The 14,047-nt window shown below is 71.0% G+C and carries 13 protein-coding genes and 1 pseudogene; 10 read left to right on the forward strand and 4 right to left on the reverse strand.

Annotation, left to right across the window (positions count from 1 at the left end):
• The first annotated feature begins 674 nt into the window (after nucleotides 1-674).
• The 4 genes from ACLBWX_RS04070 to ACLBWX_RS04085 all read left to right on the forward strand — a co-directional run bounded on the left by ACLBWX_RS04070 (nucleotide 675) and on the right by ACLBWX_RS04085 (nucleotide 3,826).
• On the forward strand, nucleotides 675-1,994 hold the full coding sequence (locus ACLBWX_RS04070) for a chromosome partitioning protein ParA (protein ID WP_447675805.1): 1,320 nt from the start codon (nucleotides 675-677) through the stop codon (nucleotides 1,992-1,994).
• Nucleotides 1,995-2,081: 87 nt separating this feature from the next.
• Nucleotides 2,082-2,537, forward strand: coding sequence for a hypothetical protein (locus ACLBWX_RS04075; protein ID WP_447675806.1), 456 nt, complete (start codon nucleotides 2,082-2,084; stop codon nucleotides 2,535-2,537).
• Between the two features lie 181 nt (nucleotides 2,538-2,718).
• Nucleotides 2,719-3,369, forward strand: coding sequence for a hypothetical protein (locus tag ACLBWX_RS04080; RefSeq protein ID WP_447675807.1), 651 nt, complete (start codon nucleotides 2,719-2,721; stop codon nucleotides 3,367-3,369).
• Between the two features lie 304 nt (nucleotides 3,370-3,673).
• Nucleotides 3,674-3,826 carry a hypothetical protein gene (locus tag ACLBWX_RS04085; protein ID WP_200930052.1) on the forward strand — a complete coding sequence of 51 codons (153 nt, stop codon included), beginning with the start codon at nucleotides 3,674-3,676 and terminating at the stop codon, nucleotides 3,824-3,826.
• 84 nt (nucleotides 3,827-3,910) lie between these two features.
• On the opposite strand, the gene ACLBWX_RS04090 is transcribed toward ACLBWX_RS04085, so the two are convergent.
• Together ACLBWX_RS04090 and ACLBWX_RS04095 are read right to left on the reverse strand one after the other, a co-directional pair.
• Entirely contained in the window at nucleotides 3,911-4,810 is a 900-nt protein-coding gene (locus tag ACLBWX_RS04090; protein ID WP_447676054.1) for a metallophosphoesterase family protein, read from the reverse strand.
• Between the two features lie 98 nt (nucleotides 4,811-4,908).
• Nucleotides 4,909-5,385 (reverse strand): annotated as a pseudogene (locus tag ACLBWX_RS04095) (VIT1/CCC1 transporter family protein); the annotation flags it as partial.
• A 335-nt stretch (nucleotides 5,386-5,720) separates the two neighbouring features.
• Between ACLBWX_RS04095 and ACLBWX_RS04100 the strand changes: the two are divergent.
• From ACLBWX_RS04100 to lpxK, 3 genes are read left to right on the forward strand one after another with little or no spacing between them, the layout of a single operon-like run.
• Nucleotides 5,721-6,497, forward strand: coding sequence for a lysophospholipid acyltransferase family protein (locus ACLBWX_RS04100; RefSeq protein ID WP_447675808.1), 777 nt, complete (start codon nucleotides 5,721-5,723; stop codon nucleotides 6,495-6,497).
• Nucleotides 6,494-7,810 carry a 3-deoxy-D-manno-octulosonic acid transferase gene (locus ACLBWX_RS04105; RefSeq protein ID WP_447675809.1) on the forward strand — a complete coding sequence of 439 codons (1,317 nt, stop codon included), beginning with the start codon at nucleotides 6,494-6,496 and terminating at the stop codon, nucleotides 7,808-7,810. Before ACLBWX_RS04100 ends, ACLBWX_RS04105 begins: the two co-directional genes overlap by 4 nt.
• Nucleotides 7,811-7,820: 10 nt before the next feature.
• Nucleotides 7,821-8,804, forward strand: a complete 984-nt coding sequence (lpxK, locus tag ACLBWX_RS04110) for a tetraacyldisaccharide 4'-kinase (protein WP_447675810.1) — start codon at nucleotides 7,821-7,823, stop codon at nucleotides 8,802-8,804.
• Between the two features lie 154 nt (nucleotides 8,805-8,958).
• Here lpxK and ACLBWX_RS04115 read toward each other — a convergent pair whose 3' ends face one another.
• On the reverse strand, nucleotides 8,959-9,741 hold the full coding sequence (locus tag ACLBWX_RS04115) for a helix-turn-helix domain-containing protein (RefSeq protein WP_447675811.1): 783 nt from the start codon (nucleotides 9,739-9,741) through the stop codon (nucleotides 8,959-8,961).
• 354 nt (nucleotides 9,742-10,095) lie between these two features.
• Here ACLBWX_RS04115 and ACLBWX_RS04120 point away from each other — a divergent pair, with 354 nt between their 5' ends.
• From ACLBWX_RS04120 to ACLBWX_RS04130, 3 genes are read left to right on the forward strand one after another with little or no spacing between them, the layout of a single operon-like run.
• Complete coding sequence (locus tag ACLBWX_RS04120) at nucleotides 10,096-12,306, forward strand: TonB-dependent receptor (RefSeq protein ID WP_447675812.1); 2,211 nt, start codon at nucleotides 10,096-10,098, stop codon at nucleotides 12,304-12,306.
• Between the two features lie 2 nt (nucleotides 12,307-12,308).
• Entirely contained in the window at nucleotides 12,309-13,475 is a 1,167-nt protein-coding gene (locus ACLBWX_RS04125; protein WP_447675813.1) for a PepSY-associated TM helix domain-containing protein, read from the forward strand.
• Nucleotides 13,476-13,486: 11 nt separating this feature from the next.
• On the forward strand, nucleotides 13,487-13,699 hold the full coding sequence (locus ACLBWX_RS04130; protein ID WP_447675814.1) for a hypothetical protein: 213 nt from the start codon (nucleotides 13,487-13,489) through the stop codon (nucleotides 13,697-13,699).
• 21 nt (nucleotides 13,700-13,720) lie between these two features.
• Here the strand turns inward: ACLBWX_RS04130 and ACLBWX_RS04135 are convergent, their stop codons facing one another.
• Complete coding sequence (locus ACLBWX_RS04135; protein ID WP_056473797.1) at nucleotides 13,721-13,942, reverse strand: DUF2093 domain-containing protein; 222 nt, start codon at nucleotides 13,940-13,942, stop codon at nucleotides 13,721-13,723.
• Nucleotides 13,943-14,047: the final 105 nt, after the last annotated feature.

The following is a 14,047-nucleotide window of genomic DNA, read 5'->3' on the forward strand; positions in this document are numbered from 1 at the left end:
TCGAACCGACGGCGGACCGGACTCCGCGCCGGAGGCGAATCCAGGCGGCCGTCGCCGCCCGGTGTCCCGACGCGACCACGGAGGTCATTCCCGGCCTCCCGGAGGACGACCGCGTCGTCGGGGTGCGGCTTCCCCGCCTCCATCCGCTGGCGTGGCGTGCGGCCCGGGAGCCCCGGGGCGACGTCGTCCTGTCCCCCGCTCAATCTTCACGCTTGCGTGAGTCGGGCCGGACCCGGTCATGCCGTCTTGCCGCAGCATCCGGCCGAAGTGCGGAAGCTGTTCTTCACCTATGTTCAGCAAAGCGTAGCAATCGCCGCGGTGGCGCGGTGCTGCGCCACAAAAGCCATACGTTAAGATTTTGCCAACACGTGCCGGGGAGCCTGATTGACAGGCGCAGGAAATTGCAACCCTGATGAATCCACCTCGCGGGTCGTACGCGAAGAGGATGGACCCGAGAAATGAGTTGGCTTTCGCTCCGCAAATCGACCGCAAGCGAAAGCAGGGCGCCGTCTTCCCAGCAGGCCGAAGCACCGACACGGACATCAATACCCGAGGTGCCTTTCATTCGCATGGGCGAAGAAGTCGAGACGTCTGAACTTTCACTGGGGGCCGAAGACCTTTCCCTGGATTCTCTTGGACAGCACAATGAGAGCCTGCGTTTCCGCGTCGCCGAAATGTCGGAACGCCTCGACGACCTGAAGTCGCTCCAGACGGATTTCTCGGCCCTGCTGGTGCCGATCGTGGCCATCACCGAGGAATTGCCGCGGGCCAAGGTCCGCACGGCGGAGCTCGAGACCCTGCTGGCGATCGAGCAGGGCAATGCCGCCACGCTCCGGCGCGACCTCGCCGACGCCACCGGCCGCCTCGCCGCGGCGACGAACGACGTCGCGGCCTCCAAGATCCAGCTGCACCACCTGGAGACCAGCCTCCAGGCCCGCGACGCCGCGGCCGAGGAGGTGCGGATCGCCCTGCGCGACAGGACCCTGCAGGCCGAGAACCTGGAGCGGCGCCTGTTCGCCGAGACCGAGCAGAGCCGCGCCCTGCAGGGAGAGAGCAAGGCCCTGCGGGTCGAGGCCAAGGCCCTCGACCAGGCGCTCGCGCGCTCGGACAGCGAATTGCAGGACCTGCGCGAGAGCCGCCACGCCCTCGACCGCGACAACCTCCGGCTCCAGAACCTCAGCGAAGCGCAGGCGGCGCAGCTCGCCGAACTGACCGCCCGCGCCCAGGAATTCGAGAACCAGGCCGAGGCCGGGCGCGTCGCCCTGCACACGATCGAGCAGCAACTGGCGGCCGAGATCGCCGCGGCCCGGAAGGCGGAGGCCCAGTCCGAGGCCGAGATCGCCAATCACCGCACCGAGCGCGCGAGCCTCGCCATGCGGGTGGAGGCGGCCACGAGCCGGCTCGCCGCCACCGAGCAGATGCTGGCCCAGCTGCGCACCCAGCTGCGCGAGCGCGACGAGGCCGGCCGCTCCGCCGAGCGCGGGCTCAAGGAAGCCTCGATCGAGCGCGTCACCCTGGAGCGCCGCCTGGAGAGCGCCCAGGCGGATCTCGCTCGCCAGAACGAGCGCTTCCTCGAGATGCAGCGGACCCGTTCGGAGTTCGAGCATCGCTGCGCGATGCTGACCAAGGCCATGGCCGCCAAGGACGCGGCCCTGGAGCAGGCCCTCGGCCGGGCCGCGAGCCTGTCCGACCGCATCGACCATCTCGTCCACCGCCAGGAGGTGGAGCGCGCCGATTTCGAGACCGTCAACCACCGCCTGATCGAGGAGCTCCAGCACGAGCGCTCGGAGCGCAAGCTCGCCCAGGGCGCCCTCGACATCGCCCGCGAGAGCCGGATCGCCCTGCAGAAGCAGCACGAGGCCCTGCGCCGCTCGGCCCGCACCTTCGCGGCGGACGAGGCGGCGCGACCCGAGCCGGCCCAAGCCTCGGCCCCGGCCCCGGCCCCGGCCGAGCCGAGCAACGTCCGCCCGTTCACGCCCGCGCCCGAGAAATAGGGTCCGCGCCCGCCTCGACCCAGCCTCGCCGACCCCTTCACCCCATCGAGAGACGACGCGGCGGAGACCCCGCGCAGGGAACACCACATGTCCGAGACCGCCCTTCGCGACCGAGAGACCTCTTCCGCCGGGGCCTGGCTGATGCGCAGCCTGCCGAGCCCGAACAACCGCGGCCCGGCCGCGCCCGAGCCGCAGCAGGCCTCCCAGATCGAGGCCGGCACCGGGCGCAAGCGCGACTGGTCCGCCTCCCTCGACCTCATCCACGAGGCGACGGCGGCCATCCGCATCAGCGAGGAGCGCGCCGCCGAACTGGAGCAGGAACTGGAGCGCACGGTCGCCCGTGCCCTGGAGCGGGCGACCGCCCTGGAGGCCCAGGTCGCCGCCGCCCAGACCCGGGCCGACCTCGCGGAGCGCCGGGCGGAGGAGGCCGAGGAATGGCTGGCCCGCCTGCACGATGCGGTGGTGGACGGCTTCACCCGCCGCCCGTCGCAGGACGAGACCGCCCCGGCCCAGACAGCCCCGGCCCAGGCCGCCTCAGTCTAGGCCGCCGTCTCCCGACGCGCGGAGCTCCGGAGCCGCGATCCGCGGACCCGCGTCCTCGCGAGACCGTTGGTCACGATCGTTTCCCCATCGGGTTCCCGCCTTCATGCTCGCCTCCGAGTCCCCTTCCAAGTCCCCTTCCAAGTCCTCCATCATGTCCTCTTCCGCCATGTCTTCCTCTGCCATGTCCTCTGTCGCCTCCCCTCTCCCGTCGCCCGTGGTCGCCATCGCGCGCGCCCGGCTGCCCGTGCGCCACGGGGCGGGGATCGCCGAGGTGCACAAGCCCGGGGTGCACAAGGCCGGGGTGCATGGGGGCGAGTCGCTCGAGGTCGAGACCGAGGAAGTCGAGCTGGATGAGCGGGCGGCGACCGAGCGACTCCCCGGCCAGGCCCTGGCCCTGGTGCCGCCTGCGGCGGCGACCCCGGCCTCGGAGCTCGGGGCGACGACCCTGCGCCTCGTCGAACACAGCATGGAGACGATCCAGGCCCTGCACGCGCGGGTCGACACGATCTCGGACCAGGCCCGGGACCTGATCCGCCTCACGCATCGCGAGCGCGTCGAGCAGCAGGGCGAGCTCGACCGCGTCCGCGCCGAGGCGGCGACCTGGCGGCGCCAGGCCATGGAGCTGGAGATCCGGCTGCGCGAGGCCCAGCTGCGGGTCCGCGAGGCCGAGATGGCGCAACGCGAGGCCGACGCCGCCGCCCTCGAGGCCCGCCAGCGGGCCCGTGCCGCCGAGGCGGAGGTTCAGGGCCTCGAATCCTACCTGCGCCGGATCAGCGACTTCCTGCAGACCAATCTCGGCCGCGGTCCGGTCCGGTCCTCCCGCGACGGCTGACCGGCCGGCGCGGGAGAATCAGCGCCGGGTCGGGATGGGGTCGACCGCGCCTCGCCTGCGCGGACCGGCCCGTCGGCCCCCGCGCTCTCCCGCGGAAACGATGCTGCGGTGCAAGCGTGGCCATTCGTTGAGAAGGTTGGCGGTTTTTTCAGTCCAAGCGTGGAATACCAGTATTTTCGCTGCGACGCGGGATCGAATTCTGCTCGTCCCGGACGCCCAGGACTTGCGTAGTCTGAACCGGAAGTTAAGACTTCAACTCCGCCAAAATAATATCGCGTCTAACCTTTTTGACGGGGTGACAGCCATGTCCAACGTGATTCGCGTGAAGCCGACGCATGACGGCACCTATACGGTCTATCGCGGCGAAGCTGTTCTGGTCAGCGGCCTGACCCGCCTGCAGGCGGAGCGCTATCAGGCCAGCATCGACGCCCAGGCGAAGGTCCTGGAGGACGCCTGAACTCTTGCCCGAGTACCTGCCCGGGCACTTGCCCGAGTACTTGCGTGAGTACTTGCCCGAGGCGATGCCCTGTTCGGCGTCGCCTCAGGTCCGGGCCAGCGCGAGCGCACCGAGATCCGCGATCATGCCGGTCTCGGTCAGGCCCCGCTCGATGCCGGCGACGGCGTAGCCCGTCGCCCCGCGCGTGATCGTGTAGAGGTGGTAGCTCGCCCGGTGATGCCGGGCGTCGCCCCGGGCCGAGGCCGAGGCGGCCCCCACCACCGGAATCGACGTCCCCCCCGGCCCCGGCACGAACGCGACGCTGCGGACGTGGTTGTGGCCGTGCAGGATCAGCTCCGCGCCCGCATGGGCGACCATGGCGGTGAAGGCCCCCGCATCCTTCAGTTCGCGCCCGGCGCTCGTGCCGCCGGGATGCGAGGGATGGTGGATCATCACCACGCGGAAGGGTGGCTCGGGCTCGGCCCCGAGGGTCCGGAGCATGGCCTCGGTGGCGGCGATCTGCTGCGGGCCGAGGCGTCCGCTCGCCATCAGGGGCTTGGTCGGGATCGCCGAGGACAGGCCGATCAGCGCCACCGGCCCGCGCCGGCGGAGGTACGGGAAGTGCCCGGGGATGCCGTCGTCCCCCGCCGTCCAGGCGCCGCAGGCCAGCAGCAGCCCTTCGAGGGAGCCGCGCACGTAGGCGTCGTGGTTGCCCGGCACGAAGCTGACGGCGTCCGGTGCGCCGAGGGCTTCGAGGAACACCTTCGCGGTCGACCACTCGCTCGGCAGGCCGATGTTGCAGAGGTCGCCCGTGCAGGCGATGTGGTCGTGCCCCTGCGCCTGGAGGTCGGCGACGAGGGCGGCCAGCACCTCCATGTCGTGGGCGTCCTTGCGGCCGCGCTGCCAGTTCACGTAGCCGGTGGCGCGCTTGCTGAGGAGCTGGCGCAGGCGCGGTCGCGTCAGCGGCCCCACATGGGGGTCGGTCAGGTGGGCGAGGCGGAACATCATCCCCCAGTGGACGGTCGACGATCGGGATTTCGGGCTCGGCATCGCCCCATCCGGGCCTGACGGTCAACCCTCGGGGCGCGAATCCCGCCCGCGCGTCAGGCGCTGCCGATGGCGATCCCGGCGAGCAGCACCAGGGCGCCGCCGAGGACGACCTGCATCGCCGCGCGCCAGAACGGGGTGGCCATGTAGCGGGTGCGGATCGCCGCGATCACCAGCAGTTCCACCACCACCACCAGGATCGCCAGGGCCGTCGCGATGCCGAAGGCGTTCGACCAACTGGACGGGATCGCGTAGGGCAGCGTGTGGCCGAGGCCGCCCAGCGTGGTCATCGCCCCGCAGACCAGGCCGCGCATCCAGGGCGTCCCGCGCCCGGTGATCTGCCCGTCGTCCGAGAGCGCCTCGGTGAAGCCCATGCTGATCCCCGCCCCGATGGAGGCGGCGAGTCCCACCAGGAAGGTGGCGCCGTTGCTGTGGGTGGCGAAGGCGGCCGCGAAGATCGGCGCCAGGGTCGAGACGGATCCGTCGATGAGCCCGGCGAGGCCCGGCTGCACGTAGCGCAGGACGAAGGCGCGGTGCGCCTCGGCCGCGCCGGCTTCGATGGCGGCGACCGGATCCGGAGCGCCCGGGACGGGAGAGATCAGCATCGTGAGCACCCTTTCGCGCCGCGAGTCCTGTTTGGATTGATTCCAATCTATAACTTGGAATGGATCTAAACAAGCGCCAAAGACCGCTTTCTGTCTCCGAAACGGCCGATCGCGCCCCCGGGACGCCGTTGCGCCGGCCTCGGGATCGGAGCTAGACAGCCCGCTCGCCGCCCGGCGCGCCCGCGCGCGCCGAGCGGGCCGGCCCCGTGGACATCCCCTCCCCGAAGGCATCGCCGGTGCGCCGGCGACGCGAAAGCGACGTGATGAGCCTCGTCAAACGCATCGGCCGCGCGCCCGCGGTCCAGCAGGCCCTCGGCATCCTCGCCGGCGGCTATCTCCGGCTCGTGCGGCGCACCAACCGCTTCACGATGGAGCCGGCCGCGCCGGATGCCTGGCTCGACGGGCTCAGCCCCTTCATCGCCGGCATGTGGCACGGCCAGCACACGATGATCTCGTTCATGCGCCGGCCGCACGACCGGATCGCCACGATCATCTCGCGCTCGCCCGACGGCAACATCAACACCATCGCGCTCACCCGGATGGGCGTTCGGGTCATCCGGGCGTCCGGTGCCCGCGGCCGCGCCCTGCGGGATGCCAAGGCGAAGGGTGGGGCCGAGGGCCTGCGCGCCATGCTGCGCGCCCTGAAGGACGGCGAGTCGGTGGCCTTCAGCGCCGATGTGCCGAAGGTCTCGCGCCGGGCCGATGCCGGCATCCTCACCCTGGCGCGCTTCTCCGGCCGGCCGATCGTCCCGGTGGCGGTGGTGACGAGCCGGCACTGGCGCTTCGACAGCTGGGACCGAGCCTGCCTCGGCCTGCCCTTCGGCCGGGGCGCGATGGTGTTCGGCGAGCCGATCCTCGTGCCGCGCGAGATCGAGCCGGACGCCCTCGAGACCCTGCGCCTGCGGCTGGAGGCCGAGATGAACCGCGTCCACGACCGGGCCTACACCCTGGTCGGTCGGCCCGATCGGGTCGGCCCCCACGACCGCGTCGGCCATCCCGACCGGGTCGGGGCCGGCCGCGGCACCGGGGAGCCGGCATGAAGGCGATGGCGAAGGCCCCGCCCCTGACGGCGATCCTGCGGGCCTATCGCTCCGGGCTCTATCTCGGCGAGCCGGCGGTGGCGGGCCTCCTCGCCTGGCGCGCGCGCCGGGGCAAGGAGGATCCCGGGCGCCTGGCCGAGCGGCGCGGGCTGCCCGGCCGGGCGCGGCCCCTCGGCCGCCTCGCCTGGATGCACGGGGCGAGCGTCGGCGAGGTCCTGTCCCTGGTCGGCCTCGTCGACGGCATGATCGCCCGCGGCTTCTCGGTGCTGGTGACCACCGGCACCCGCAGCGCGGCCGACCTGATCGGGCAGCGCCTGCCGGCCGGGGCCGTGCACCAGTACGTGCCCCTCGACGCCCCGCGCTGGGTCGACCGGTTCCTCGACCATTGGCGGCCCGACCTCGCCCTCGTCGCCGAATCCGAGATCTGGCCGAACACGATCCTGGGCCTGCACCGGCGCGGCATCCCGCTGCTCCTCGTCAACGGGCGGATGTCGGAGCGCTCGGCGAAGGGCTGGGCCCGGACGCCGCGCACCGCGGAAGCCCTCCTGGCCCGCATCGCGATCTGCCTGGCCCAGACCGAGGCGGATGCCGATCGCTTCCGCCGCCTCGGCGCGCCCCGCGTCAGCATCTCGGGGAACCTCAAATACGATTCCGAGGTGCCGCCGGCGGACGGCCAGCAGCTCGCCCACCTGCGGGACCTCATCGGCGACCGCCCCGTCTGGGTCGCGGCCAGCACCCATCCGGGCGAGGACGCCGTGGCCGCCCGCGCCCATGCCCGCCTGCGGGCGCGCTGGCCCCGGCTCCTCACCATCGTCGTGCCGCGCCACCCCCATCGCGGCGGCGACGTCGCCGCCTGCGCCGGGGCCGAGGGCCTGACGAGCGCCCGGCGCTCGCAGGGCGGTCGCCCCCATGGCGGCATCGACCTCTACGTCGCCGACACCCTGGGCGAGCTCGGCCTGTTCTACCGCCTCAGCCGCATCGTCTATCTCGGCGGCTCCCTGGTGCCCCATGGCGGCCAGAACCCGATCGAGCCGACGCGCCTGCGGGCCGCGGTGCTGCACGGCCCGCACGTCCACAACTTCACCCAGGTCTACGAAGCCCTCGACGGGGCCGGCGGCGCCCTGGCGGTGGCCGATGCCGACGCCCTGCCGGCGACCCTCGACGGCCTCCTCGGCGACCGCCCCCGCATCGAGGCGATGAACCGGGCGGGGGCGGAGGCCCTCCGGCCCTTCGAGGGCGCCGTCGCCCGCACCCTGGCGGTGCTCGATCCCTTCATCGCGCAGATGACCCTCAAGGCCATGGCGGCCCCGTGAGCGCCGGCTGATGCGCCCCCCCGCCTTCTGGGACGCGGCGCCCGGCCACCCCGCCGCCCGGCTGCTCGCGCCGCTCGGGTCCCTCTACGGCCGGCACACCGCCGCGCGCATGGACCGCCCCGGAGCCGAAGCCCCCTGCCCCGTGCTCTGCGTCGGCAACTTCACCCTGGGCGGGGCCGGCAAGACCCCGACCGCCCTGGCGCTGGCCGCCCGGCTGCGGGCGCTGGGGGCCAACCCGGCCTTCCTGACCCGCGGCTATGGCGGGCGCCTCGCCGGGCCGCTGCGCGTCGATCCGGCCCGCCTCTCCGCCGCCAAGACCGGCGACGAGCCCCGGCTGCTGGCCCGCGTCGCCCCGACGATCCTCGCCCGCGACCGCCCGGCCGGCGCCGCGCTCTGCGTCCGCGAAGGCGCCGACGTCATCGTGATGGATGACGGCCTGCAGAACCCGAGCCTCGCGAAGTCGCTGTCGCTGGCCGTGGTCGATGCCGGCGCCGGCCTCGGCAACGGGCGGCCCTTCCCGGCCGGCCCCCTGCGGGTGCCCCTCGCCCGGCAATGGCGCCACGTCCACGGGCTCGTGCTGATCGGGACCGGAGACCGGGGCGAGGCCGTGGCCGAAGCGGCGCGCGCCCGCGGCCTGCCCGTCCACCGCGCCCGCCTGGTCCCCGGCGCCGATCTCACGGGCCGCCGCGTCCTCGCCTTCGCGGGCATCGGCCGCCCCGAAAAATTCTTCGCGAGCCTCGAAGAGGCCGGCGCCGAGATCGTCGGCCGCCGCAGCTTCGCGGACCACCACGCCTACGCCGCCGCGGACCAGCGGGCGCTGGCGACCGAAGCCGACCGCCTCGGCGCCGACCTCGTCACCACCGAGAAGGACCACGTTCGCCTCTCGCCCCCCTTCGCCGCCCGCGTCGCGGTCCTGCCGGTCAGTCTCGCCTTCGCCGACGACGGCCCGCTGCGGGTGCAGTTGCGGAGCCTGCTGGGAGCGACACCGGGATAGAGGGATGCGCCCGGTCCGCTTGGGTCGAAAACCTTCGAAGACGGGTCTCGGATCGGAAAGGGGTATGGGCGGGCTTCCCGCGTGGAAGCCCCGCGACCCGACGCGGTGATCGCCGAACGTGACGGCGCGGTCTGGAAGTGACGCGCCGAGCGGCCTAGCGACCTCTCGCACGCCTCCAGGCAAGGGGCGTCATGAGCGTGTGGCGCTTGAAGGCCGCGGCGAACTGGCTTGGGTCGTTGTAGCCGACGAGGGCGGCGATGGCGGCAACCGGCAGCGGGGAGTCGGCGAGGAGCGCGGACGCCCGATCCAGGCGGCGGCGGGTAATGAAGGCGTAGGGAGGCAAGCCGTAGGAGGCACGGAAACAGCGGCTGAAGTGATGCTCGCTCATGTCCAGGACCCGCGCGAGGTCTGGGACGCGCAGATCGCCGCCGAGTTCGGCTTCGATGTAGGCGACGACGTCGGACCTCTGCCGCCTCGTCAGACCCTGGACCGGAGCTGCCACGGGCGCGGGCTGCGTCTGCGAGCGCGCAAGCCGATGCATCACGATCGCGAGGGCATGATCGTAGAACGCCGTGGCGAAGCCGTGCAGTCCGGCCTCCTCCCACATGGCGGTGAGCGTGGCGCTCAGCAGCGCGTCGTCGTGGAAGGTCGAGGCCAGGGCTTCGAGGTCAAGCCGCCCGCCCGGCAGTTCGGTGACCAGCCCCTTCCAGCGTCGCTCGGAGATCCCGAGGCCGAGCAGGCTCAGGCGGGGGCCGAAGCCCTCGCCGCCATCGTAGGGCGCGCCGAGCCCGATCCGGCCCGGCGTGAAGAGACCGTCGAGCTTCTGGGTTTCGCTGTGCCGGAACAGGCGGCCGCCTCCGCTCGTGCAGAGGTGGATCCAGAGCGAGTCCGTGTTCTCGTAGGCACCGTCGAACGCCGCGTAATCCGACTGGATCATCACCGCATCCCGGCGAACATCGTTCCGCCGGATCTCACGCGTCGACCTGATCAGCCGGGGAACGGGGGTTGTGCTCATGGGATCGCCAGCATTGCAGGAGCCGCACGGGGTTGGTCGACCTGCGGTCGGAGAACATCACCAGATCGGACGCTGCGAACGACGGGGCGTAGATTGTAATTGTTCAAATTTCACTGTGTATCAGCGCAACAGAGCGAGCATTTCTTCAATAGACCGGATTGAATAGCAGGATATCCATATTTTTCCCGGGAATCCAATACCACCCGTCGTCGGGGGGTGATTAAGCCGATCGTTGACCGGCAGCCTTTCGTCGCCGGCAAACGACGCGAGACGGCGATGCGGGACGGTCTACAAAAGCTCTGGAATGCGAGTCTGCGCGGCGTCGTCCTCGGTACGCTGATCTCCGGAAGCTTCGCGCGGGCGGCCTACGCGCAGGGGGACGGGCAGGGCGTGACCCTCGCCGAACTGAGCGTCGAGGGCGCCGGGATGGGCCGGTCCCCCGGGATCATCGGCGCACCGCCACCGGCCTATGCCGGAGGGCAGGTCGGGAGCGGCACGCGGGTCGGTTTTCTCGGCAACAGCACCGTCTTCGACACGCCGTTCAACATCACCGGCTATACCGATACGCTGATCCGCAACCAGCAATCCCAGAGCCTCCTCGACGTCGTGTCGAACGACCCCTCCGTCCGCGCGGTCACCTCCGCGACGGGGGCCGCGGGCGAACAGCTCTACATCCGTGGATTCCCGGTCTATGCCGCCGACATCGCCTTCGACGGGCTCTACGGCCTCGTCGACCAGCGTCGGCCGGCCATCTACAACGTCGAGCGCGTCGAGGTGCTGAAGGGCGCGAGTGCCCTCGTCAACGGCATCTCCCCCATCGGCGGTATCGGCGGCAGCATCAACCTGATCCCCAAGCGCGCCTATGACGAGGCACTGACCCGCATCACGCCGTTCTTCATCTCGCGGAGCCAGTTCGGCACGGCCGTGGATGTCGGCCGTCGCTTCGGTGCGGCCGGGGAATGGGGCGTGCGCGTCAACGGCGTCTACCGCGACGGCGGATCGGCGATCGACCGCGAACGGCTCGAGATCGGTTTCGGCTCGGTCGGCGCCGATTATCGCGGCGAGCGCGTGCGCGTCTCCGTGGATCTCGGCTACCAGAGCAACGATTACCGGCGGAACCGCTCGTTCCTCACCGTCGATCCGGACGTCGTGATTCCCCGGGCCCCGGATCTCACCCGCAACCAGAACCAACCCTACGAGTTCCAGCGGACGCAGACCCGGTTCGGGGCCTTCCGCGCCGAGTACGACGTCGGCGCCGACACCACGGTCTACGCGGCGTTCGGCGCCCGCTCGACCCGGGAGAGCGCGCTGGCCAACTTCCAGAGCCTGAGTTCCTCGACGGGCGACCTCAGCGGCCTGTTCGCGCGCCAGCAATACATCGCCGAGGCCCAGACCGCCGAGACCGGCGTGCGAACCCGCTTCGTAACGGGACCGGTCGCTCATCGTGCCACGCTCTCGGCCGCGGGCTACTGGGCCACCACGAGCTACCCCAAGGCCGTGCAGTTCCTGAGTGCCGGCCCCTCGAACATCTACGACCCAGCCGCGATCGCGGCGCCGTCCTATGCGGACATCGACATCGGGAATGCCCGGGGCTCGCTCACCGTCAACCGCAGCATCGCCTTCGCCGACACCCTGTCCTCCCTCGATGAGCGCGTGCTGCTCACGGTCGGGGGCCGCGTCCAGCAGATCGGAACCAAGGGATACGATTTCACGCCCGGCAGCCCGACCTTCGGCGACGCGACGTCGCGCTACGACAAGGTAGCGGTCACACCGGCGGTCGGCCTCGTCATCAAGCCGCTGGAACACCTCTCTCTCTATGGCAACTACATCGAGGGCCTGCTCTCGACCGGCGCTGCGCCGATCACGGCGAGCAACGCCAATCAGGCGTTGCCCCCGACCATCGCCGACCAGAAGGAAGTCGGCCTGAAGTACGATTTCGGGGTGGTCGGCGTGAGCGCGGCCCTGTTCGAGATCAACCAGCCCAACGCCTTTCAGGACCCGGCGACGCGCAACTTCGCCCTCAACGGGCTCCAGCGGAACCGGGGGATCGAGTTGAACGTATTCGGCGAGTTCGCGCCGGGCCTGCGCCTCATCGGCGGCGTCGCGTTCACGGACGGGCGTCTCGTCCGCACCGAAGGCGGGACCTTCGACGGCCGGATCGCGCCGGGCGTGCCCGCGACCACGGTCAACCTCTACGGCGAGTACGACCTGCCGCCGTGGCTCGCGCGAGGGCTGACGCTGACCGGGCGCCTCATCCACACGGCGTCGCAATTCTACGATCAGGGCAACCTGCAGCGCATTCCGGACTGGACCCGGTTCGATGCGGGGCTTCGCTACACGTTCCTGGGCTCCTGGGATAAGCCCGTCACGCTGCGGGCCACCGTCGAGAACGTCACGGGCGAGAATTACTGGGCCTCCACCGGGAACGGTTTCCTCACCCTCGGAACGCCCCGGACCTACCTTCTGTCCGCGCAGCTGGACTTCTGACGATGGCGGCGAGACCCGGCCCCGACGCGCCGCGCCTTCGGGCCTTCCGGCTCTGGTCGTTCGTCCACACGTGGACGAGTCTGATCAGCATGGTCTTCCTGCTGATGCTGTGCCTGACGGGCCTGCCGCTGATCTTCCATCACGAGATCAACGGCCTCCTCGGCTACGAGCCCGAGCTGCCGGCGATGCCCGCCGGCACGCCGCATGCCTCCCTCGACCGGGTCCTCGAAGCGGCCCAGGCCCTGAAGCCCGGTCTGGTCGTCCAGTACGTCGTGTTCGACCATGACGAGCCGGATCTCGCCTTCGTCAATCTCGCGCGGGATGTCCGCTCCGCCCCCACGGACCTGACGATCCTGGCCATGGACCGGCGCAGCGCCGCGCCGCTGCGGGAACCCAAACCCAACGAAGGGCCGATCGGCTTCCTGTTCCGGCTGCACGTCGACCTGTTCCTCGGTCTCGGCGGCAAGCTCTTCCTCGGGGCGATGGGCCTCCTGTTCGTCGTGGCCGTGGTCTCGGGTGTCGTCCTGTACGGCCCGTTCATGCGGAAGCTCGATTTCGGCACCGTCCGGCGCGACCGGAGGCAACGGATCAAATGGCTCGACTGGCACAACCTCATCGGGGTCGCGACGCTCGCCTGGGCACTGATCGTCGGTGGGACGGGGGTGGTGAACACCTGGGCCGAACTGATGCTGAAGGCCTGGCAAGTCGGCCAGCTCGCCGAGATGACGGCGCCTTATCGCGACGCGTCCCGCCCCACCCGGCTCGCATCCCTCGCCGGGGCCGTGGCGACCGCGAAGGCGGCCGCGCCCGAGATGACGCCGCGCTTCATCGCCTTCCCCGGCACGATCGTGAGCAGCAACAATCACTACGCGGTCTTCATGGCGGGCAACACGCCCCTCACCGCGCGCCTCCTCAAGCCCGCCCTCATCGATGCGGAGACGGGACGATTGACCGACATGCGGGCCATGCCCTGGTACATGCAGGCGCTTCTGATTTCCCAACCGCTGCATTTCGGCGATTACGGCGGGTTTCCGTTCAAGGTCGTCTGGGCGCTCCTCGATGTCGCGACCATCGTGGTTCTCGGCAGCGGACTGTATCTCTGGATCGACCGGAGACGGTCGCGCTCCGCCGACCGCCCGACTTCGTCCACTGCTCTGCCCAACACTTAGGACGCTTTCCCATGCGGCCACGCATCTGGACCGTTCCCGTCATCCTCAACAGCCTGATCGTGGTGAGCCTTCTGGGCGCGCTCGTCGCGGAAGAGGTCTGGGATGGGGTCGCCGGCGCCTTGCTGTCGGGCATCCTTCTGTATGTGTTCGGCAAGGGCTTGCGTCGACCATCCTCGCCAGGGCTGGCGAGCGGAGCGCGGTCACGGGCACGACCGTCGCGTTGACCGATCGGATCGCGAAAAACCCTAGCCCGGCCGTCCGGTCTCGGCGAGGCGCTTCATCACCGCCTCGGGGCTGGCATAGGCCTCCTGCAGGGTCGCGCTCCAGTAGCGCAGGGCGTCGAGGGCGATCGCCTCGCCCGTCACGGCGCAGCGCACGAAGCTGCCGGGCTTGATCACCCGCATGGTGCCGTCGCCGTACTCCACCACCGCCTCGCCGGAGGCGCCGCGCTCGAACCGTCCCAACATGATCGTCTGCCTTCCGGGCTCCCGTCCGCTCCGTCATAGGAGCCGGGTCGCGCCCTGTCGATGCGGATGTCCACGGCGGCGCCCGGCCCTCGACAGCCGCCCCGC

The sequence above is a fragment of the Methylobacterium sp. M6A4_1b genome (assembly GCF_053345175.1).